This window comes from Leptospira harrisiae, from assembly GCF_002811945.1.
Classification (GTDB): Bacteria; Spirochaetota; Leptospiria; order Leptospirales; family Leptospiraceae; genus Leptospira_A; species Leptospira_A harrisiae.
Genome location: NZ_NPDX01000001.1, coordinates 1,062,501 through 1,084,885, shown reverse-complemented (window position 1 = coordinate 1,084,885; position 22,385 = coordinate 1,062,501). Strand labels below are relative to the sequence as shown.

General features: G+C 36.6%; 20 protein-coding genes (1 of these 20 only partly in view). 7 read left to right on the top strand and 13 right to left on the bottom strand.

The annotated features are described in order from the left end of the window. Positions 1–35 precede the first annotated feature (35 nt). The 6 genes from CH364_RS04995 to CH364_RS04970 form a co-directional block, all read right to left on the bottom strand. Entirely contained in the window at positions 36–1,454 is a 1,419-nt protein-coding gene (locus tag CH364_RS04995; protein WP_165779479.1) for a pyridoxal phosphate-dependent decarboxylase family protein, read from the bottom strand. Then, the gene (locus CH364_RS04990; protein WP_100742470.1) at positions 1,451–1,906 is read right to left on the bottom strand and encodes a cysteine dioxygenase; all 456 of its coding nucleotides are present in this window, start codon (positions 1,904–1,906) and stop codon (positions 1,451–1,453) included. Before CH364_RS04990 ends, CH364_RS04995 begins: the two co-directional genes overlap by 4 nt. A gap of 222 nt (positions 1,907–2,128) precedes the next feature. Next, positions 2,129–2,851: a LytR/AlgR family response regulator transcription factor gene (locus CH364_RS04985; RefSeq protein WP_100742469.1), complete on the bottom strand. Its 723-nt coding sequence runs from the start codon at positions 2,849–2,851 to the stop codon at positions 2,129–2,131. Positions 2,852–2,866: 15 nt separating this feature from the next. Beyond that, on the bottom strand, positions 2,867–3,766 hold the full coding sequence (locus CH364_RS04980) for a hypothetical protein (RefSeq protein WP_100742468.1): 900 nt from the start codon (positions 3,764–3,766) through the stop codon (positions 2,867–2,869). Between the two features lie 90 nt (positions 3,767–3,856). Further along, positions 3,857–5,539, bottom strand: a complete 1,683-nt coding sequence (locus CH364_RS04975; protein ID WP_244280397.1) for a 7TM diverse intracellular signaling domain-containing protein — start codon at positions 5,537–5,539, stop codon at positions 3,857–3,859. Positions 5,540–5,793: 254 nt separating this feature from the next. After that, the gene (locus tag CH364_RS04970) at positions 5,794–6,729 is read right to left on the bottom strand and encodes an MBL fold metallo-hydrolase (protein ID WP_100742466.1); all 936 of its coding nucleotides are present in this window, start codon (positions 6,727–6,729) and stop codon (positions 5,794–5,796) included. Between the two features lie 153 nt (positions 6,730–6,882). On the opposite strand from CH364_RS04970, the gene CH364_RS04965 reads away from it, so the two are divergent. Then, entirely contained in the window at positions 6,883–9,363 is a 2,481-nt protein-coding gene (locus tag CH364_RS04965) for a SpoIIE family protein phosphatase (protein ID WP_100742465.1), read from the top strand. A gap of 48 nt (positions 9,364–9,411) precedes the next feature. Here the strand turns inward: CH364_RS04965 and CH364_RS04960 are convergent, their stop codons facing one another. Genes CH364_RS04960 through CH364_RS04950 form a run of 3 tightly spaced genes read right to left on the bottom strand, consistent with a single transcriptional unit; the run spans position 9,412 to position 12,034 of the window. Next, positions 9,412–10,641, bottom strand: a complete 1,230-nt coding sequence (locus CH364_RS04960) for an RNA polymerase sigma factor (RefSeq protein WP_100742464.1) — start codon at positions 10,639–10,641, stop codon at positions 9,412–9,414. 28 nt (positions 10,642–10,669) lie between these two features. Beyond that, on the bottom strand, positions 10,670–11,026 hold the full coding sequence (locus CH364_RS04955) for a YciI family protein (protein ID WP_100742463.1): 357 nt from the start codon (positions 11,024–11,026) through the stop codon (positions 10,670–10,672). A gap of 3 nt (positions 11,027–11,029) precedes the next feature. Further along, complete coding sequence (locus CH364_RS04950; RefSeq protein ID WP_100742462.1) at positions 11,030–12,034, bottom strand: alpha/beta hydrolase; 1,005 nt, start codon at positions 12,032–12,034, stop codon at positions 11,030–11,032. Positions 12,035–12,310: 276 nt separating this feature from the next. On the opposite strand from CH364_RS04950, the gene CH364_RS18920 reads away from it, so the two are divergent. Both CH364_RS18920 and CH364_RS04940 read left to right on the top strand, forming a co-directional pair. Continuing rightward, on the top strand, positions 12,311–12,529 hold the full coding sequence (locus tag CH364_RS18920) for a DUF7661 family protein (RefSeq protein WP_100742461.1): 219 nt from the start codon (positions 12,311–12,313) through the stop codon (positions 12,527–12,529). A 99-nt stretch (positions 12,530–12,628) separates the two neighbouring features. Continuing rightward, positions 12,629–13,042, top strand: a complete 414-nt coding sequence (locus CH364_RS04940; RefSeq protein WP_100742460.1) for an ester cyclase — start codon at positions 12,629–12,631, stop codon at positions 13,040–13,042. 480 nt (positions 13,043–13,522) lie between these two features. Here the strand turns inward: CH364_RS04940 and leuD are convergent, their stop codons facing one another. Beyond that, positions 13,523–14,149, bottom strand: coding sequence for a 3-isopropylmalate dehydratase small subunit (leuD, locus tag CH364_RS04935; RefSeq protein WP_100742459.1), 627 nt, complete (start codon positions 14,147–14,149; stop codon positions 13,523–13,525). Next, positions 14,146–15,549: a 3-isopropylmalate dehydratase large subunit gene (leuC, locus tag CH364_RS04930; RefSeq protein WP_100742458.1), complete on the bottom strand. Its 1,404-nt coding sequence runs from the start codon at positions 15,547–15,549 to the stop codon at positions 14,146–14,148. Before leuC ends, leuD begins: the two co-directional genes overlap by 4 nt. Before the next feature lie 92 nt (positions 15,550–15,641). On the opposite strand from leuC, the gene CH364_RS04925 reads away from it, so the two are divergent. After that, positions 15,642–16,541, top strand: coding sequence for a LysR family transcriptional regulator (locus CH364_RS04925; RefSeq protein WP_100742457.1), 900 nt, complete (start codon positions 15,642–15,644; stop codon positions 16,539–16,541). A gap of 67 nt (positions 16,542–16,608) precedes the next feature. On the opposite strand, the gene CH364_RS04920 is transcribed toward CH364_RS04925, so the two are convergent. After that, positions 16,609–17,931, bottom strand: coding sequence for an LA_0442/LA_0875 N-terminal domain-containing protein (locus CH364_RS04920; RefSeq protein WP_100743418.1), 1,323 nt, complete (start codon positions 17,929–17,931; stop codon positions 16,609–16,611). Between the two features lie 142 nt (positions 17,932–18,073). On the opposite strand from CH364_RS04920, the gene CH364_RS04915 reads away from it, so the two are divergent. The 3 genes from CH364_RS04915 (at position 18,074) to CH364_RS04905 (ending at position 21,368) form a co-directional block, all read left to right on the top strand. Further along, the gene (locus CH364_RS04915; RefSeq protein WP_100742456.1) at positions 18,074–18,631 is read left to right on the top strand and encodes a hypothetical protein; all 558 of its coding nucleotides are present in this window, start codon (positions 18,074–18,076) and stop codon (positions 18,629–18,631) included. 626 nt (positions 18,632–19,257) lie between these two features. Next, positions 19,258–20,460, top strand: coding sequence for an OmpA family protein (locus tag CH364_RS04910; RefSeq protein WP_100742455.1), 1,203 nt, complete (start codon positions 19,258–19,260; stop codon positions 20,458–20,460). A gap of 143 nt (positions 20,461–20,603) precedes the next feature. Continuing rightward, positions 20,604–21,368 carry an Lp29 family lipoprotein gene (locus CH364_RS04905; protein ID WP_100742454.1) on the top strand — a complete coding sequence of 255 codons (765 nt, stop codon included), beginning with the start codon at positions 20,604–20,606 and terminating at the stop codon, positions 21,366–21,368. Positions 21,369–22,044: 676 nt separating this feature from the next. Here the strand turns inward: CH364_RS04905 and CH364_RS04900 are convergent. Further along, positions 22,045–22,385: the 3' portion of a TetR/AcrR family transcriptional regulator gene (locus tag CH364_RS04900; RefSeq protein WP_243401254.1), read on the bottom strand. The gene runs 190 nt beyond the window's last position; the window shows 341 of its 531 coding nt (coding positions 191–531); the start codon falls outside the window, past its right edge; the stop codon is at positions 22,045–22,047.

Sequence of the window (22,385 nt, the reverse complement as noted above, 5' to 3'; positions counted from 1 at the left end):
ACGAATAAATTCATTTAACCAGTTCTCCTTTGTTCTTAATTCTTTAATAGATAAGAAGATTGTTCATCTTCTATTTTTATTCCCAACCGAACAATAGCTGAAAATAAACTTTCAAGATGAATTTCGTTTAACTCGGGATGAACAATAATAAGGCGGAAAAAAGTTTCATTTTTCCTAGTTGCAATATTTACAAAAAAAGTCCCTTCCTTTAAGAGTCGAAATCTAATTTCTTTATTCAACGCATTCACTTCATGAGTAGAGCGAAATCTAAAACAAATATTCAAAGAAGAAGGTTCATACATTAACTCTAACTCCTTATATTTATTTATCATGTCTCTCGCTTTCACTGCCATATCAAATAAACCATCGATTTGTCTCTCAATGCCGAAATCTCCTAAGGAGCGCCAAACCAACCATACTTTCAAAGCATCGTTCCTACGGCCACATTGCAATGAAGATGGACCACTATCCCATTCAGAAGTTTCCGATTCATGAAAAATATAATCTTCACCACCAATGTTGTTTGATAAACGCAAACTACCAAAATGTTTTGTTAAAAAGAATGAACTCATAAGCCCTGTACCGATCATCTTATGAGTATCCCAAGTCATACTATCCACATTTTTTATTCCATCAAGAAGGTGCCGATGTTTCGAAGAGACAAGCACACTTCCACCCCATGCCCCATCCACATGGAACCATAAATTATATTTTTTAGTGATTTCGTAGATAAGATTGATCGGATCAAAAGACCCTAACACAGTGGAACCCGAAGTTGCTGCCACAAAAAATGGACACTCGCCTTCAGCAATACTCGCAATGATACTTTCTTCCAAATGACTAACGTCCATTTCTCCATTTACGTTTGTATATATCTTTTTAACTTGATTTAAACCAATACCTAGTATGTTTGCAGCTTTCTCAAAAGAATAATGTGCATCTTCGGAAACAAAGATGGTTAATTTATGATTCAATTGACCCTTCATTTTTATTTCGGGAAACATTTTGTTTCTTGCAACTAACAAAGCAATCATGTTCGCATTGGAACCACCTGTTGCCATAGTTCCATCGCCAGCATCCCATCCGATCATTTGATTCAAATGTTCGATTATTTTTTTCTCAATCAGAGTTCCAATCGGAGAAACTTCAAACGTAGCCATTGTAGTATTTGTCACTGAAGTAAGCCAATCACCCGCCAATGCATACTGGTTTAAACCTGAAAAAAGTTGGTTTGAAAAGTTTGGAGTAAGTGTATTAGGCGTTAACTGCAAATATGATTGTATATCACTAAGTAACGTAGCTTCAGTCTCCGGTTGTTTCTTTAATTCAAAATCAAAATCCCTCAAGATTTCCTTTGGATTCTTTACTTTGCCTGTTGATGAATTAATAGAACGATTATAGTATTCAAAACAAATGAGGAATACTTTTTCTAAGATTGAAGATTTGTTTTTCATTTTATAAAAACTTCCTCGAACGAATGGTTCTCTAATTTTTGAGGTTTCCATTCATTAGAAATTTCGTCATATATGGAACAATTTGTTATCGGAGGTGAATAAAGGTGAAGACTTATCGCTTTAGACTGGAATTCGTTGATAATTTGGTGTGTTCCTCTACTATCATCTATATAAGTTTCAGTATCAACTCCAAGAACATTTTTTCTTTGAAGGATTCGACTTTTATCAAAACATAATTCAATTAAATTTCCTTCGACCATCCGAATCCAACCTTGGCTTCCGTTGTGATCATGAATTGGAGTTTTTGCATTTTTACCCCATACTAATAATAATATTTCCCAGTCATTCCCCTCAGCATATTTGTAACGTTTTCGCTCACCATCTCCAATTTTGAAATCTCCTTCAATTTCGATACCTCTCAATGTTTCAAGAGCAAACAGAATATCATCCATTAAAATCCATCCTTTATCTTCGATTCGAAGTTCATCTCTGATTGAAGCTTTTGACTCAATTTCAGGGATTTTTTAAATCACAATCTCTAGATGGAGTTACTCAGGACCTGCTGAAATGTTACAAAAAATATGATTTTTTTCTTAATGCGGGTGTTTTTTTCGGGAAATCTAACTAGGATAGTTCAAATTGGTGGAAGGAATTTCTTACATAATAGATTTTTCTCATTTTTCTTTCGATTGATGAGAAGAGTGTGTTTCAAGTTTTGTTTTTAAATTTTTATAATAATTTCTTCCCATTTTGAGTTTGATTCCACTACTAAGTTCTAATTGGTAAGACCCACCTGCAAAGGTATAAATCTTTTTTATTTGTTTTTCATTCACAATATACGATCTGTGAATTCGAAAAAAATGAATCGGCAAAACTTTTGAAATGGAATCCAAACTTTTGTTATGTATGATCATCTCTCCATTTTTTTTATATACTTTGACACGTTTATCAAATGACTGCACATACAAAATATCCTTTGTAGCTATTAATTCTAAACCTTCTTCTTTCTTTACTCCAATATATTTGGTTTTTGTTTGCACATTGTTTGATTGGAACTTTTGAAGTGCTTTAGAAATTCTTTCTTTACTGATTGGTTTAGGAACAAAATCAAGAACTCCGTATTCAAAGGCCTTGATTGCTTCTGAAGTATTTCCCGATGTAATGATTGTCAAAAAAGAAGCAGCAGCTGTTTCTTTCAGTAATTCAAATCCGATATCACCATCTAAATTCAAATCCAAAAATAATAAATCAATTTCATTTTCCTGAATGAAACATTGTGAACCTAATAAACTTTTTTCAATGCGTAGGGAGGAAATTTTGGAACCAAGGACTTCACGTAACAAACGTTCCAATCCCCTTGCAGCAACTATTTCATCCTCTACGACTAAAATTCTCAAATTTGGATCCTTTACTTAATATTGTTCCAATCGATATTGAACATTTGATAAATTGACAAATACTCCTACCATTGCTTGGTAAGAATTCAAAGTCCTCATCGAAAATTGATCCGCTTTCAAAAACTCTCGGTAATAATCTACCTCTGCTTTGATACCGAAATAACGTCCTAAGTAAATATTTAATCCTGCGCCCAATCCGACAATACTACCAATGCCACTTGTGATTTGGTTACTATAAACAAACCGATCATGCGAAGTGCCTGAGTGTGCTTCACCAGTAAAAGATACAACACCTGCCCTTGCTGCTAAATAAGGATCAAAAAAGTTTTTCGGGATCGGATGGTAAGTGGCCAGGAAACTCATTGAATTTCCTCGGTAAATTGTACGTTCACGCGGGAAAGGATCCACATATTCTTTGTAATACGATAAACCAGGTAATACATCTTGCCTTTTGGCTTTCATAGAATTTTGCATTACAGTAAACCCAAGTCCAATTTTTTCCTTCCAACCATATTCAAAATCAAACTGAGAGGAAACACCAGGTGTGTATGTTGGTTTAAAATACAAACCAGGTTGATCATTTCGAATCAATCCCTGAGGGTAATAATCTTGGTTCACCTCTTTGGTAACAATCTTATATTGTAAAGTGCTATCGTAGTTTTTTTCGTGACTGATAAAGGATCCACTTGGAGCCAAAGTCCCTCCTCCCATAAAACTAACTAAGAAAGCACCTTCATAAAAGCCTGGCGGATATTTCAGTTTCGCATAGTATTTTTCTAAATCGATATTGGTATTTGTTGTTTCCTCCGGGACTTGTGTGACTAAAGGTTTTTCCTCTTTTTTATTAACAGAGTCTGCAAAACTTACATTTGCAACAAACAGAAGAGAGGTGATTGTTATTATTTTTGTATTCATCTTTTTATCCTTTGTGGTAGGATAATGAAAGCACAAAAAAAATCAAAAGAACTGGAGCCAACGGCACTTATCAAGTGCCAATGGCATATTTCATTCCATTAAAGTAATGGTATTCTCCCAACCTCCAGAAACCACTTTGGAACTAAAATCCCATTTATTCGGAAAAGCTTCCTGCAGTCTGGATTTTATATATTTAATTCCTGTTCCTAAGGAATCGGATTTCGTTGTAGGTAGTCCATCATTGAATAAAATGTATTTGGTTTTATTTTTATCTTTCTTTTTCTTTAAAGTAAAAGTTCCGGAGTTTTTTCCTTGGTATCCATGAGTTACTCCGTTTTCAACCAAAGTTAATAAAACAATTGGCGGGATTACATCTTTAGAACTCACACCTTCCGTTTTAAATTCAAATTTTGATTCTTTTCGAAGGCTCATTATTTCCAAATATCGTTTGCAGATACCAACTTCTTCGTTTATCGATATTGTTTTTTTATTTGTTAACTTTAAAATAGCCCTTAATTCATCAGAAAGTGCGGTTAACAATTGCTTTGCTGTTTCTGGATCTTCATCTAACCAAATGATGGTAGCATTGATTGAATTAAGCAAAAAATGTGGGTGAATATTGTTTTTTAATAGTTCGACTTCCAACCGCGAAGATACAAGTTTTGCATCTTGTAGTTTTGCCTTATAAGTAACCATTCGCCTTTCAGCCTTATTTTTTTCAGAATTTGCGAGTTTAATTTTATAGGCGAGCCCCAAAGACAACAAACACATCTCGATTGCTGAACCTGCCTGCAATCCATATTCTGTTACAATATTAGCAGGTAAAACCCCGAACCCTTTGAGAGAATAAATTCCGACACCAAACAAAAGTGCCACCCAAGCAATGAGAAAATACCTAGCAGGTTTATAACCTTTGTCCCAACAAACAACAGCGACAAGAAAAACCGATACGGCAAACAACATGACCAAAGATGCTAATAAATAGATATTCACATAATACGAAAATACAAAAGATGATAACATCAAAAACAACATTAATCCCATTAAAACAAAAATGATTTTATCCCAAGTAGGTGTATTTCTTTTTGTATTTAAAAAACTTCGGGTAAACTGAAGTCCCCAAAATAAAGAACAACCTCCAACAAAGGGCAAACTAACATTTGCCCAATAAGGGAAGTTTGGCCAAAAAATTTGGAAGGCCAAACCATTTAAAACAGATTGCGATAAACCATACAAACTAATATATAAAAGATAATATAGATAACCAAAGTCCCTCAGCATAAACAAAAGAATTAAATTATAAATTACGAGAACAAATAATATTCCATAATAAATCCCTAACGATAAATTCTCTTTTTCTTTAATTTTTAAAAAACGTTCATGTGAATATACTGTAATGGGAAATTGGACAGTTCCTTCACTTTCAAAGCGAAAATAATAAGTATTGTGTTTTTTAGAATAAAGTTTGATTGGGAATATAAAACTTTTTTCTTCCAAGGGTCTTTGAGAAAATACATAAGAATCCCCCGTTACAATTTGTTTCCAAACTTTATCTTTTTGTTCATAAAAGTTAATTTTATCTAATAAAGGATAAGAGACATGAATGTACCAATCTCGTTCGTTAGATTCATTTTGAAGTTCAAAACGGACCCAATAGATATTTTTAGTGAAACCAAAATTAGGAGACAGGGATTTACTTTCATTAAACTGTTCCGACTTTTTTACATCGTCGAATGTTAAATTTTCATTTGGATTCAAGGTAAGAATTTCCATATGAAAACCTAATGGATACTCACCCGCCCCACTTTTCAAGATAGTGGTAAATCTCGATTGCGAAGGCGCCGAAAAAAGAGGAGCAACAATCAAAAAATAAGTCAAACTTATCCAGAGGCGAAACATTTCTGACAAAGTTTGATAGAATTCAAATCAAATGTAAAGTAAAAGTTTAATATTCTTTATTTTCGATAAAGAAATTACAGTATAATTCGAATTAGTGGATCACTTTTGATTCGGAGCGACTTGAATTTTTAATTCGAATTTACAATTCTTTCCTGATGGCCTGGATACACAAACTTTGGTTTATTTGTCTCCGCTATTCTTTTCAAATATTCTAAACTTTTGCGATTGAGTTTTGCATCTGTAGTAAATGAACCTGGTACAACAGATTCCTTCCAACCCCACTGTGTATGGCAGGAATCACCAAGGATTAAATGAGAACCATCTTTTGTCGGAATGTAAAAAGCCAAACTTCCGGGAGTGTGGCCAGGAACTGTAATTATATAAAAACTTTGGTCTCCGAAAAAATCCACTGTCGTGTTTTCGTTTTTATTTAATTCTAATTGAAAAAGATTTGGATTGTCACCTAACAACCGATCCGTGGACCCTTGGACAAATAAATTAATAAATTGGTGAGTTGTGACTTCCCCAGACCCTACATAAAAAGGAACCGATCGATCCATTTCATAGGCACCCAACACATGGTCTAAATGCAAATGAGTATAAAATACACCCTTTACATCGATTTTATTTTTGGTTATATAAGCATTGGTTGTTTCATAGACTTTCATTCGGTTCATATGCATTTGAGATTCTACAATGGAACTTACGTAAGCACCTCTCGGCCCTTTTGCAAAATTTTCTCCAATACCCGAATCAATTAAAAATGTTCCGTACACAGGATGTTTCACGACATAAAAATAAATAGAAATCGGCTCCAAACGGTCCTTTAAACCAGCCGCTTTTGTTTTTGGATCCTCTAGGTCCAAAAGGCCAGCAAGAGAGGCCTCCCAATCTGCGACTTTAACAACTTTTAATTCCACCCAATTTTTTGGTTGGGAAGAAAGAGGAAGAATTGGGCTCGTTTGATTAGGTAGGAAGGATTTTACTTTATGCGAAGTTACCTGACAAAAAAGATTCGCAATACAAAAAATAATAGATCCAATTTGCAAAAGAAACCGCAACATAGAGCCTCCGTAAGGTAAGAAACCCAAAATATAAGGCTCTCATTTCAAAGTCACTCGAATTATGATTCTTTGTTTTTGCGCGATCATTACTGAAATTGAAACTACCAAGCTTTTCTTGACTTATCTCCTGGTCTCTGATTTATTTGCCAACGAATGGCCCAATTTTTAACCTTTGTTCGTTCCCTGTTTCAATCGCCAGCTAACGTAGAACTGCGTTACCAAAGGTACTATGTGGCAACCAATTCGATTTATGTATTAGCAGGTCTCATCCACTTTGCATTTATTTTTTTCTTTTCGTTGGTTGGTGCAGTAGAAATGGCAGTCTTCAATGTGGGCAGTGTAATTTGGTTTGCATTTACAATCTGGATCAATCGTAAAAAATTCCTATTCACTTCACTGTATTTATGTTTTTCAGAAGTGTTTCTACACGCTTTGGCTGCGACGTACTTTTTTGGATGGGGGGCAGGATATCAATATTACATGATGCTTTTTGCAACGGGAATTTTTCTCCTCCCTCCTGGAAAAAACTTTCTAAAGTTTGGTAGCATTGTTCTTGGATGTTTACTTTTTGCTTCCACATATTATTATTCAATGTCCTATCCACCGGTCTATTATTGGACTTCCAATTTCCTTGCCCTAATCAATGTATCTAACATCATTTTTTCAACTTTGTTTCACGCTGGATTTGCTTATTACTTCACTTTATCGGCAAACATCGCAGAAGATTCTTTGGAAAGAGAAAACAAAGCACAAACTGCATTTTTCCAAAACATATCCCATGAGTTGCGAACTCCCCTCACTTTAATTTCAGGGCCTTCTGAATCTGCCCTCCAACGTTCGGAAGGGCTTTCACCAACAGAGGTCAAGGTTGTAGTAAACCAGGCAAGGCGACTCACTCGTTTAGTGAACCAACTTCTTGATTTACAAAAAATTACGTCTGGTAGGATGGAACTTCGAAAGTCCACAGTTCTGTTAGGTGAATTTTTAACGCAAGTATCCGAAAATTTCACTGCTTATGTAAAAAGAAAAAACATAAACTTTGAACTATTGTTATGTGATGAAATCATCTATGTTGATGCTGATCCAGAACAAATCGATAAATGTATTTTCAATTATCTTTCAAACTCAATTAAATTTACTGATGAAGGTGGTAAAATTCAGTTAGAATTACAAAAAAAAGATAACGAAGCAGTCGTTTCTGTTCGAGACACAGGAACCGGAATTGCAGAAAGTCAAATCCGAAGATTGTTTTCTCGATTTGGTATCAGTGAAGCGTCTCTCACAAGGGAACAAGAAGGTACAGGTTTGGGTCTTGCTTTGGTAAAGGAATTAGTAGAACTCCATGGAGGAAAGGTAGGTGTAGAAAGTGAACAAGGAAAAGGTTCACATTTTTACTTCACATTGCCTCTTTCTCAAAATGTTCCCAAAGAAAACATAACTGAAGTTTATCGCTATTACCCAAAACAACATGAATACATTCCAGAAGAAGTTACTCGACCTTCCATATTTTTAGAGAAAATTGAAGTCAGAAAATCCACCAAACTGTTGGTAGTTGAAGATAATCCCGATTTAAGATCTTATTTAGGATCGATTTTAACACGAATGGGATTTCATGTTTTAATTGCTGAGGATGGTTTGGCAGGGCTCAATGCAGTGTTTTCTGAATCTCCCGATTTAGTTATTACCGATCTCATGATGCCTAAATTGAGTGGCTTAGACCTCATTCGTGAAGTTAGAAAAAAAGAACACCTCCACTCCCTTCCAATCATTTTACTGACTGCCAAAGCGGATGAAACAACCAGAAAAGAAGTCCATGGGGAAGGTGCAGATATTTACCTTTCAAAGCCATTTTTAGAATCAGAACTTTTCAGCGTGATCCGAAATGCCTTACGTTTAAAGGAAAAAGAATATTATTTACGAGAAGAATTATCACGCGGAGTGCGAATCCAAAAAAAACTTTTGCCTGAGTTAAATTACGATAAAACATTACTTTCTGCCGAATTAAAATTTTTACCAAGTGATGGAATTGCAGGTGATTACTATATTGTACAATCATTAGGTGAAGGAAAAACATTCTTATGTTTGGCTGATGTTTCTGGACATGGTTTTGCTGCTGGAATGGTTTCGGCGATGGTACATTTCGTACTACATCTTCCAGAAACTCCAAAAGAAAACCCCGCTGCTTGTTTGGCATTTTTAAATTCTTATTTATATGGAAATACGGCCGGACTATTTGTGACAGCAGTGGCAGTCGTTTTGGATTCCAAACAAAATCAGTTTACTTGGTCAAAGGCAGGTCATGAAGATATTTATTTTGGTACGAAAGAGGGTCTTTCGCCAATGTTTGGGAAAGGAAAACCACTAGCAATCCTACCAAACTGGGAAGGCGAAAATACCGCAGTCAATTATTTACCAGGTGATAGACTATTTTTATTCTCCGATGGAATTTTTGATGTTCGTTCATTTGACCAAACTCTATTTCGAGATTCTGGATTCATCAAATGGACAAAACAAAAAGAACTCTGGAAAGAAAAATCCTCTCTCGAAGTTTTAATAAATATGGCAAGAGAACACCAAAGCTCTGATACATTTGAGGATGATGTCACTCTTCTTTCCATTGAATTTTTGAAGTAAAATTCTGAATCGAAAAGTAACACTAAATTTTATCAAACGATAACAATTTTAAATTTGAATTTGGGCCAATCGTTTTCTGATAGCCAATTTATCTCTTTCGTTTTTGGCTAATTCGATTGCTTTATGAAAGTATGTACGTGCAACATCAGGTTCTTGTTCGCAGTACAATTCACCCAAAAGGGAAAAATAAAATTGATTGGGTTTTAGTTCTAAACCATTTAGTTCCCCTAGTGCCGCCATCCTTCCCTTCAGCTTAAATAACGCATAAACCTTATTTAATAAGAGTGAGGGTGAGGGTTCGAGTTCCAATAAGCCCGTATAAAGTTGAAAAATAGAATCCCATTTTTTTTCTGTTTCTTCAGGGCGAGTATGCCAATAAGCAATGGCTGCCTCTAAATGGTATTTGGAAATTTTGGATTTCTGATTTGACTGGAAAAAAAAATACTCGCCCTTTTTAATAAATTCTTTGTTCCAAAGTGTCCGATTCTGCTCTCCATAAAGAATAATTTCACCTTCTTCGCCTAACCTAGCTTCAAATCTAGATATATGGAAACAAAGAAGGGAAAGAAGTGCATTCACTTCCGCAGTATTTGTATTTTTATCTTCCAATAAAATAGAACAGAGCCGGATAGCATCTAGGCACAATTCCTTACGAATGATACTGTCTTGGACCAACGAACAATAACCCTCATTAAACAATAAATAAATGGTCCTAAGCACCGAAGAAAGCCTCGGCGCCAATTCATCAGGATTAGGGAACTCTAATGTAAGATTGTTTGTTCGGAGTTTATTTTTTGCGCGAATTAACCTCTTGTTAATTGTCTCTCGATTCGATAGAAATGCCCTCGCTATCTCGTCGATTCCAAATCCACAGAGAATGCGCAGAGATAAAGCAATTTGTGACTCTACAGGAATAGATGGATGGGCAATTGCAAAAATCATCCGCAATTGGCTGTCTCGAATATTTTCCTCCGAAAGATCTAACTCTGGATCGGATACCAAACTCTCTCGCTTGTAAAGAGGAAGAATCTTTTTTTGTAAAATAACATCTCTATGGATCAGATTTTTAGCTTTATTCTTGGCGACTGCATACAACCAAGCAGCGGGGTTCTCTGGGATTCCATTGAGTCCCCATACTTGAGATGCAGTCAAAAAAGTTTCGCTTGCGATGTCCTCCGCTACTTCTATCTGATAAAATCCAAATTGTTTACAAAGAACAGATATGATTTTAGAATATTCCGTTCTAAATAAATGTGGTAAAAGATCTGTTTGATTCATAAATTATATAGAATATACTTTTTTCGAATCAATCTTCCTTATGGAGGCCCATTACCTTACGAACCTCTACACTATTCCCTGCTCCCATTAAGATTGGACAATCTTGGGCAATTTTAGCTGCATCATCAAAATCATTTGCAAAAATGGTAATAAAACCAGCGAGAGACTCTTTTATTTCAACATAAGGACCATCCGTTATGATATGATCTGATTGAATAACTCGTCCCTCTGTAGACAAAGCAGTTCCTGACTTGAACTTCTTTTGGGAAACGATACTATTTACCCATTCTTGGTACTGTTGCATGTAGATTTGCAATTGTTCGGGAGATGGTTGAGCTTCTTTTGTGAGTATGTCTAAACGCATTAAAATTAAGTATTCTTCCATTTTTTACCTCACCTTTTTCCCATTCATATTTCTTCGAAGAAATTCCCTAACTATTGTTTCATATTCTAATTGGTTTGCTTCCCATACAGATCCATGAGATCCCAAATCGGGAAACCAAACTTGGACAGGTCCTGAATAAAGTTTTGCCAGTGAGATCGAATGTTGGTAGGGCACAACCGAATCTTTTCTGCTATGAATGATCAATAGAGGCACGTTCCTAGCTAAAGGTAAAGAATTTTCAGGACTGAGTAATGTATCGAATTTTCCTCGACTCGTGACAAGTTCAATTAATGTTCGAACCATCCAACTCGGTAAAGCAGCGGACTCGGGTGCATCTAAAATCAAGCGATTGAAACTTAACATAGGATTTTCCAAAATAACTCCCTTTACTCTTTCTAAAAATGGAAGCGAAATTAATATGGAAGATGCCCCTACCGAAGAACCCATCATTAGAATATGATTGTATTTTTGTGAAAGATATAAGTATGCAGATAAAACATCTCGAGATTCACGATTTCCAAAACTTAATCCAGGGATTCGACAAGGTGCCTCACCGTGGCAAGATAAATCAAAACTAAGAACGTCAAATCCTTGGCTTAAATAAAAGGGTAAAAATCGAGTGAGTTCTCGCCGATCTGCCCCTCCGCCATGAACCAGAAGGATCACACCTTTTTGAACTAAGATACCGTTATCATGGGCAGGCACCAACCATCCAGGCAAATCATACCCATTTAAAGATGGAATTGAAACTTCTTGAAATCGGTAACTCTTTGTTAGTCGAATATTTCCACAAAACTTCCCCCAAATCTTTTCACCTTCCGAATTACAGTCCGAAAAATCCTTTGTGATCCCTTTCCATTCTGGAAACAAAATCTGATGGCTCGCCGACCAAATTCCGAATGCAAAAGTTAAGAGGAGCAATAGGATGACCGTCACAAGTAAGTATCCTAATCTCCTAAACCTCAAGCTCGGCCTGGTTTTTTGTCGCATTTCTTTTTCTTTGGTCATACAAATCTCCTGTCTCTATATCAATCGAAGATTGCAAAAATGGACAGTGCTGTTCGAGAATTCGAACAAATTCTAAGTAAAATGGTAAATTAAAAAAACGCACGGTTTTGCAATTAAGGTCCAATTCTTAAGGATATGCTAAATTACAAAAATTTCCGCTTTTTCAATCGATGAATGAGAATTTTGAAAGAAACACCGCTCACTCCTTAATTGTGTAGACTAAGACACTTGAACCCGTAAATTCTTCCCATTGACCCTTCATAGAGTGAGAGCACAGTGCAGGAATACCATTTCAAAATTTACAATATCATAATATGCATATCAGGAAAACCCCATTCCTGGGAGGCTTTTTATGTTGGAAATGAAGGAAAAAAAAGAAAAGCCGATTTTATCATTCCGGAAAACCTTGAAGAGTCAGATTTGTGCGAATACCTGGCAGACCTTTTTCACGAGTATGCAACTCCGACAAACCATAAGACGTTCCGAATCAGTTAGCTTGATTCTTATCGCTTCCAAGCAGACCCTTCCACTCTAATTTAACCCACAAATAGTAATTTTGATTGCGTCCATTCCAGCAAATTACAGAAAACCATTATGAATGTTTTAGAAAAAAATAAAGACACCGTTAAACGATTCAACAAAGAAGTGATTCAGAACTGCAATGAGGCGATCTTTAGAGAGCTAATGCATGTAAATTTTATCAACAGATCTGCCCCAGCAACTGCGAATGATTCGAATGCAATGTGGAATACATTCCATGCCGTTTTAAAACCAGCCTTTCCTGATTTAGCAGTCGAGATTTTTGATCAAGTAGCAGAAGGAGATAAGGTGACTACTCGCAAGGCAATTACAGGTACTCACGAAGGTGTACTTATGGGCATTGCCCCAACGCACAAAAGGATTAGAATTGATGTTATTGATATTGTACGTTTGCAAGATGGTAAATATATTGAGCATTGGGGTCTAAATACATTACAAACTGTCCTCGCAGACCTGAAATCTGAATGAATCCTATTTTGTGAAAAGGTGAAAAGTTTAAGAATAAAAACTTAGTTTTTGGAATCAAAATTGCATAAACTGAGAACTTGTGTTAGAGAGGGAATTGCAAAAGCCCACGAACCACTCCCCGCCACCCTAACTCGGGTGGGGGGTTGTCAACTTGCGCACGGATTATGTCGCATCTCCTTTTAGAATTTGCAGCGCAGAAAACATTCTGTGACTTCAAACTCTGCACGAGTTAGTTCTGAAGATGTCGTCACTTTGCAATTCATAGCAACTTCTTCGGGGCGAGTCCCCAAACTCTGAATCATAAATTAAAATTCATTTTTTGTCATGAAACAAAGTAGTTTCAATGGGGCCGGGCTATCCAGGGCTTCGGTCTCTAAGCGACCGCTATGCGCCCTTTCTATCCCTCTCGCAAGATCATAACTACCAAACTAACTCGATTTTATATCACGGTTTTCCGACAGAAAAATTTTTATAAGATGTTTACCAATACACTTCTAAAAATGGTTTTTCAACGTTTCGTTTCCGTTCGAATTCCAAGATCTCTTTTGAATTTTTTAGAGTAATATCAATATCATCCCAACCGTTTCTAATCCGATTGATAGAAGCAGAATCCAAATCGAAATTGAATGTTTGATCCCCCACTTGCACTTCCAACGTTTCCAAATTGATCCGAATGAGTGTTCCCGAATTTTTAGAAACCCATTCATTCAAATATTGAATCTCTTCTTCTTTCAAACGAATGAGTGCAATTCCATTTTTCGCAGAATTAATGGAGAATATATCAGCAAAAGAAGGAGCCAATATTGCTCTGAATCCAAAATCAGCAAGTGCCCACGGTGCATGCTCCCGACTCGAACCACAGCCAAAATTTTTTCCAGCAATAAGGACACTGGCATTCTTAAATCCATCCTGATTCAAAATAAATTTTGGATTGGGAATTTTTCCTTCTAAATCCAAATACCTCCAATCGTAAAACAAATGTTTACCGAATCCTTTTTTATCGATTAATTTCATGAATTGTTTAGGTAGTATTTGGTCCGTATCAATATCTTCTCGTGGGATGGATACAACCACTCCCGTATGGATTGTCCAATTTCTTGTGCTCATACTAATTTCCTCACATCTGTAAATTTTCCAGTCACTGCCGCAGCCACCGCCATAGAAGGACTTACCAAATGAGTCCTTCCTCCTCTACCTTGTCTTCCTTCGAAGTTACGGTTAGAAGTAGACGCACATCTTTCCCCCGGTTTTAAAATGTCGTCGTTCATCGCAAGGCAAAGCGAACAACCAGGCTCCCTCCATTCAAATCCTGCCTCTAAAAATATTTGGTCCAATCCTTCTCTTTCTGCCTGGCGTTTGACTCTGCCAGAGCCAGGCACTACCAATGCTTGCACTTTTGGATGTACTTTTTTTCCTCTAGCCACTTCTGCAGCAGACCGTAAATCTTCAATCCTTGAGTTGGTACAAGAGCCAATGAACACCTTATCGATGTTAATCTCGGCAATAGGAGTTCCGGGTTTTAAATCCATATACTCCAAGGCACTCTTTGTTGTTTCTCTTTCTTTTTTCTCTTGGATATCATCCGGATTTGGGATCACTCCTTCGATGGATAAAGACTGAGAGGGATTTGTTCCCCAAGTGACCTGAGGTTCAATTTTAGAAATATCCAATTCAATCATCGCATCAAAATGAGCATCTGTATCAGTGTAGAATGTTTTCCAAAATTCGACTGCCTCTTCAAAACTTTTTCCTTTTGGAATCAGTTTTCTATCTTTCAAATAATCAAATGTGATTTGGTCTGGTGCGACAAGACTTGCCCTTGCGCCTGCTTCGATACTCATATTACAAAGAGTCATTCGGCCTTCCATAGAAAGAGAACGAATCCATTCTCCTGAATATTCCATTGTGTAACCTCTTCCGCCTGAAGTTCCAATCTTTGCGATAAGCCCAAGAACGATATCTTTAGCAGTGATTCCATATCCAGGTATACCAACAAAATGAACTAACATAGATTTTGTTTTGGCTTGTTTGAGAGTTTGTGTTGCAAGAACATGTTCCACTTCACTTGTTCCAATCCCAAAAGCTAACGCACCAAAGGCTCCGTGAGTGGCAGTATGCGAATCGCCACATACGATCACAGACCCAGGAATCGTAAATCCTAACTCAGGACCAACTACATGTACAATTCCTTGTTCAGGATCTTCAGGTCCAAACAAATGAATTCCGAAATCATTGCAGTTTTTCTCCATAGTATCAATTTGCAATCGGGAGATTGGACCTGCTGCATCTCTGTTTTTACGATCTCTTGTAGAAACATTATGATCCACCACTCCAAAAGTGAGATCCTTTCTTCTGACATTTCTGTTTTTAGTTCTTAATCCTTCGAATGCTTGGGCAGAAGTCACTTCATGTAGGATATGTCGGTCCACATATAAAATCGATTCCGAATCTGAATTTTCTAAGATCTGGTGGTTTTCCCAAATTTTGTCGTATAGAGTTTGTCCCATATTTCCCTCTTGGTAAATACGATATCAAAATTTCTGCTATAATGCAAATAAATTGGTTTTATAAAATATATAACTAAAACTTATAAGTATGTATGGAATTCAGACAGATCATTTATTTTCTGGAAATCTCCGATTCAGGCACATTCCAAAAGGCAGCATCACGACTCGGACTCACTCAACCCGCACTCTCTAGACAGATATTTCTTTTGGAAAAGGAATTGGGTGTCACCGTTTTAGAACGAGGAGGAAGGTCGGTTCGACTCACTCATGAAGGCGAAAGATTCTATCAGTATTCGCTTCGAATGAAAGAGTTATGGGAAGAAATACAAAACGGCTTCTCTAAAGAAAATGAACTAAAGGGGAACTTTTCTATTTCAGCAGGAGGTACAGTTTCTGCTTGGATCTTACCCCAAATCTTAAAGGAAATCCTGAAAAAAAAACCAGGACTTTCTCTCTCCGTCAGAGAAGGAGATGCAAAAGAGACGAAGGATGCAGTATTAAAGGGAGAGGTAGACATTGGGATTTTGACGGGACCCATATCTGAGCCTAGTTTGAATGTTCTAGAATTTTTATCAGATAAAATCTTTCCAGTCGCAGTAAAAGACCATCCCATTTTTCTGAAAAAGAAAATTAGAATCGAGGATTTAAAAAAACAGGCCTTTGTATTCTACCATCCAGGTTCCGCTCTTAGAAAAGCAGTAGAAAAGAAGATCAAATCTTTTTCAAAAGAATTTGGACCTAAGATTGCGATGGAACTAAGAAGTGTAGAATCTGTAATCAAATCATTGGAAGCGGGACTAGGAATTGGATTTTTATCAGAATATTCCATTAGTTCCAAACTTAAAAAAATTAACTTTGAAGACTGGAACGTAGAAAGAAAATTCTATCTCTGTTATCGTAAAAAATCAGGACCTGGACTTGCAATGCTCGCAGAAGAAATTTTGAGATCAGGGGAAAAATGGGAATCGGAGAAGGAAACCTCTTTCAATTAACAGGAAGAAGGCGGTTATATTCTCTATTAAAATTGAAAAGAGGGTATTTTAAAGATTCCTTATCGGTTTAAAAATTAAAACGATAGTTTGCACCTACTTGAACGTAAGTGAGTACAGTCTTCGAATCTAATAAGATAGGAATTAAAATCTGAGGTGCAAATACTTTTGCTAAGATTTGAGACGGATCCGAATTTCCCCCACTTTCATTTTCCGTGATATAACCCGACTGCAATTTGTTATTCAAGGTCATGTTACTTGCTTCCACGAATAAACTTAGGTCACCTTTGATTTTAGTAGATAACTTCACATTCACTTCGGTCCCCGTGGATTTCCATTGGTAGTCCAAACCGAATTGATTGAGTTTAAAAAAAGTAGTTTCTAAACGAAACTCATTGCTTCGAAAGGAAGAAGGTCCCTGCATATCCAAATGTAAAATCTGTCCTTGTAAAGTAAACCGATCCCAAAATTTCCATTCGTATCCGATTCCAATACTATAACCTTTTAAAGGATGACTCGTTTCCCGGTAACTCACTCGGTTGGGATTCATTCCGGTGGCGGTCAAGCCTCCGACACTATCCACTTCTTGTGTGGTCTTTGTCCAAATTCTTTCCACCCCTCCCAAAATTTGAAGATCGAAAACCGGATGTGGATAAGGAGTAAATCCAACTCTAGTTGAAACTTTTTGAAACTTATTTTCGCCGTTTCCAAGTAAGATATTTGCAGTTTTATCAGGAGTGGAGGATGAGCTGCTCCCAGTTCCGTAAGAAAGCGTCTGGATGCCACTTACATCGAAATTTCCCTTTGCTTCCGTCCCTCGAATCTCGACAGTAAACCGGTTCCAGGCATAAAACAAACGAGTAGTTCCGCTGTGATTTTTATTTTTATAAGGAGTGGTTTGTAACTCGGCTTGACCACTGCTACTAAATAGGAGTCCTGCATACTGAATGCTCTGATAGAAAGGTCGGAGCTCTGATTGACTTTCACCGCTTCCGATTCCAAAGGAACCTTCCAGATAATGTCGTTTCGTATTGGAAAGTTGCTCCTCTCTATTTTTTTGTTTTTCTTCCTTGGCTTTGAGCTTTTCCTCTTCCAGTTTTTGTTTTTCTGCTAGTTCTTTATCCTCTTGGATTTTCTTTTCTTTATCAGAAATCTGAGGTTCTTTTTTAAGAGTAGTGGATTCTGTATTCCTACCAAAGGAAACTTTTCGAATCACCGACTTCGGAAATACTTTCGTGTTTCCATCAGAGAGTTTGACAGTTACGGAATCCTTATCTTGGGCTAAAATTTTACCTTCCCATTTTTCTCCGGACATAAGTTGAATCGTTTCACTACGAAGCGATAAACTTGCAAAAAGTAACGCTGCGAATAATGAGTTAATAATTTTTTTCATATTTTCTGCCAGTTCATAAATGGTATCGGAGAATCTTAACACAATATTTAAATTCTGCAAATCGATTAAACGATTTAGGGATCGATCTTATTAGTATTTACAAAGTGCTTGCGAGAAAATTTCCATACTATGAAATCAGCGAATGCGCAGGAAACTCTGGATATTAGTACTGATTCTTAGTGTTCTCTTTTCGTTGGGAGCAGAAGTCATAGCCGGGCTTGGCGGATTTGCCAGTGCCTTTTCTTCGATAGAACTTGGATCAGGTTCGTTGCCTGCAGCGAGAGTGGGAGGGCCATTCCTTCTGACAATCATACTCGTTTTCCTCTTTCTGATTTTGTTATCATTTATTTCCTTGTTCACTACTTCTGGAATATTGGGATTGATCCAAGGGTTATTTCTTGGCATAACTTTAGGCCTGTTAGTCGACTATATCATCTCTCGAGGAAAAATCGAACCAGGCGATCCTGCAATCATTCGTCGTTGGGCAGGGCGTGGCGCTGCATTTATGTTCGTGTTTGTACTTTGGGCTGGAATCGTAAATCCATTACTTTCGCAACTAGGCAAAGACCCAATCGATGTTTTTAGTGCAAAGGATATCGTTGGGATCTTTTCTACCACGGGAATTTTTGTCTGCGGTTTCTTTGCATTTATCGGTGTTCTGCAGTATTACTGGACGCGGGGAAAAACGGACAAGGCCTGAAAATTCTGCTTTCAATCTAGGAGTGGTAAATTTGTCATAGGAGCATTCGTAGCAGTAAGCTTTTGAGAATCCATGAAAACAGATCAAGAACGGCTCTCTTCAATTCGAAAAAGAACAGAGGTATTCTTGGAATTCAAAACTTTGGTCACTCAACTTTCTTAAGAAGTTCGATCATCCTTTTGGGACTTCCTCGTTTGGTAGATTTTCATTTTTAGATCCAACACTGATCCAAAAGCGCAATTCGTATATCCGCCATACAAAAGTTCAGAGCCAGCCCCTGCCCCAAATCGAATATAAGGATCAAATGGCTGGCTTAACTATAAAAATCAGGCGAGATCAACTTCGCCAATTGATTGTCGACAATCAAGAGGATTCTCCTCTGCGACAACCTAACATCCCATTCGAAATTAAGACCTCCATTTTGAAACATTGCCCAATTCGGTGCATCTAATACGCATTACAAGGCTTTTAGCAAAATACTCTTTTAAGAGTCACAATCTTTACTACAAAATAATCGATCTATATGAATCATATTTCAGGATCAAACTTGCGAATCTATTGTTCAATTTTTTCCTCATATAAAAAAATAAGTTGAGTAAACCCTACGATTTTCAAAGGATTACCCCATGTGGAAATGTAAGTGGATTTTTTTATTTTTGATTCCTCAATTTCTATCTGCGGAAGGATTTCAAAAAGGCAATCTCATGTTATTTGGTTCTGGATCGTATGGCCTGGGAATGTCTAGTGGAAGTTTGGAACGTTATACGGAAACATATAATTTCCCATCATATTTATTTCTCCGCGATAGTCTTAGCCCTGAAGCAAGGAACTTTTATTTTTATGCTCTTAATGAATTCAATTCGGACCAAGTCCAATTGAACAGCCATTTAGGAGAAGTGGGAATACAATATGCACTCTTTAAATTTCTATCCGTAGGACTAACCGGGGTTTATCAGTCGATTGAAGCGTCAAACCTACGACAGTTAGAACCTACTTTTGTACTTTTAGCGGCAAACCAATTGCAACGCCAATATCCCTCAAATTCCTATAACGATAGTCTCTCTTCAGCTGAATTACTTTCATTTTTAATTCGAAAAGACCAAAGAATATCTTCGATCACAACCGGAAATTTGGATTTTGGAATTCATTTTTTACCAAATTCTGTTTTCGATCCCTATATCCGTTTTGGTGGAGGAATTGGAAACGAACGTCAGTCAGGTGGGAATGTACAACGTTTCTTTGCTGGCCTAGGTCTACGTTTCCATTTTGCATCGTATTTCCTTTTTTTAGAAGCGTTAACTACTAATACTTACATTGTAGATTATAAAGCCCAAGTAAATACATTTCGTAACCGTGGTAATTTTGAAGAGAATTTTGTCAGCTTAGGCTTTGGAAAACAATTTTCTATCGGTTCTTCCCATGAAGAACCGAGCGGATCTACAGTTGTCCAAACTTTGGATAAAACGCAACTAGCAGAACCACCTCCTCGCATCAAAACCTTTTCCTTACTGGCTAGTGAAATTTTTGAGCCAAAATCAACTCGGATTCATGTGGAAGGCCGTGCAAAATTGGATGCCCTTGCTCGTAGTTTTGCCATTGAATACCCTGAATATGAAATTGTGATCATCAACTATGTGGCACCATTTCCCGGCGCAGAAGAGGATGATCCCTTACAAGAACAGTTCGGGATCAATCGTTCCTTCGCAATATTCCAAATCTTAAGAGAAAAAAATATTCCTGCGTCACGGATTGTAAATGCTACGGCTGGTTCTACTCGTTATGAACTTGATTCTTCCGAACGGGTGTTATTCGAACTTCGTGCAAAATAAGAAAAGATTGTTCAGTTTTGTTTTCAAATTTGATTTTTTTAAATTACTATTTTTGTAATATTCTACAATTCAAGTTTGTAAACTTTGCCAAAAAAACATTGACTTTCTTGTGAAAATTACAATGAATATAGCGGGAGATTTTTATGTTACGTATTAGTTTCGTTAGTTTAATTGTTTTTTTTACTTTTTTATCTTGTAAAAATATCGTTCTCGTTCGCGATTATTCTCAAAAAAACATTGAGTTTAATCCTAAAGTTAAAATTGCATTAGTTGGTTTTTTCCCCTATCAATACTCCACGTTCACTTCTGGTAGGACTCGGACAACAACTGCTACATTAGATTATAATCATCCAACTGTTTCTGTCATGACAATTGGGAAACCCATTGATATGATACCAAGTTCAGGCATCGATTCCAGTGTATCTCCAGAAGCTTCTAAAGACGTTGCGATGACTTATTTAGAAAGAGTGAAATTATCGGGACTTCAAGAAATCTCAAAAATGATCGAAATTAAAAAGGTAGATGAAAAAACTACCTTTGCCCTAAAAAAGAGAGACGTAGATTATTATTTAATTGCGATCCACGGTCCCGCATTTGACGAAAGTATGGGAAATGTGGGTCGTACTCTGATCACTGCCCATCTTTGTATCCTATCAATTGGCACATTCCCATGTTGGAATAGTATTCCAACAGAAACTAAATTCTTATTATACGATAACAAACTGAAGTTAGTAGATAATCAAACATACTCAGACCGATACGAACATTTTGGTGCTTGGTGGGGAAATGAAGACCAAGGTAAATTTGATTTACAAAAGGCAGGGATCCCTGATCCGTTAAAGGTAAAAGTATATAAACCACATATTCTAGAATATGAAGACCACTTAAAAGAACTTCTCAACAAATAACTCTGCCAAGGTTACAACTACAGATAAGTCGAACCTTTTAATACTAGATTTTTAAGGTTCGGTATTTGTAGGTATTTTTCCTTATTCTATAATTTTAAAATAAATCTTTTCTCCCATACAAAGCCATTTAGCGTTTCAATGCGAAACCTCGAATTGTTTGAAAAATAGTAAGGAATTCAAAGAATTTAAAATTATGAATTACCAAATTTTTAAAGAAAAGTCTTACTCTCACATGATCCACTCCATTTTTCAGTGAGGTGAATTTCAATGAAAAGGAAATGGAGAAGTTCTTAATTCCTACTCAAAGTTTTTTGAAATCTTTGCTCAGTTATCAAGAACCACTACATGTATTATTACAACCGTCTCCATTTATTTTGAAAAACGAAAATCGAATCATTGATCGAATTTTCTAGCCTCATCCCGTAACCTCCCGAAACATTCGATGGCTTATTCAAAACACCACTCCTCTCAGGGCATAAAAAAACCCCGCTAACTTAGCGAGGTTTCAAATTAACAATGGTTAAAGGTTTAAGTCTTATGACTTATCTTTTACAATATACAACGTAGCGTGACAACAATCCTAACGAAAGGTAATTGGTTTCCTTTATAAAAGGAGATGATCTATGCCCATTTTTTAGTGATTGTTAACGATTCTCTGCGGACTCAAAGATTGCAATTATCCGTTCCATCCATTTTTTAATAAAGAAAATAGAGAATCTATGTTGACCTTTGGGTTCGCAAATTTTAAGGATCGATGAAGTGAGTCCAAACAAAAATGGGCAATCGCCTCTGCTTCGATCTTACTAATTTTTTTCTTAGCTTCTTTTTGAATAATCGAAGCCAATGATTGCTCATGCCTCATCCACATTGATTTTGCATAATTACTTAATTCCGGTGTTGAATCAATTAGGTGGTTAAAGGTTTTGAAATTCTTTAATTCTTCCGGTTCGAGAGTCGCGTGTTGGATCGTAAAGTCTCGAAGAGCATCCAGGATGGATGTCCCTTGTTTTCTGGAAA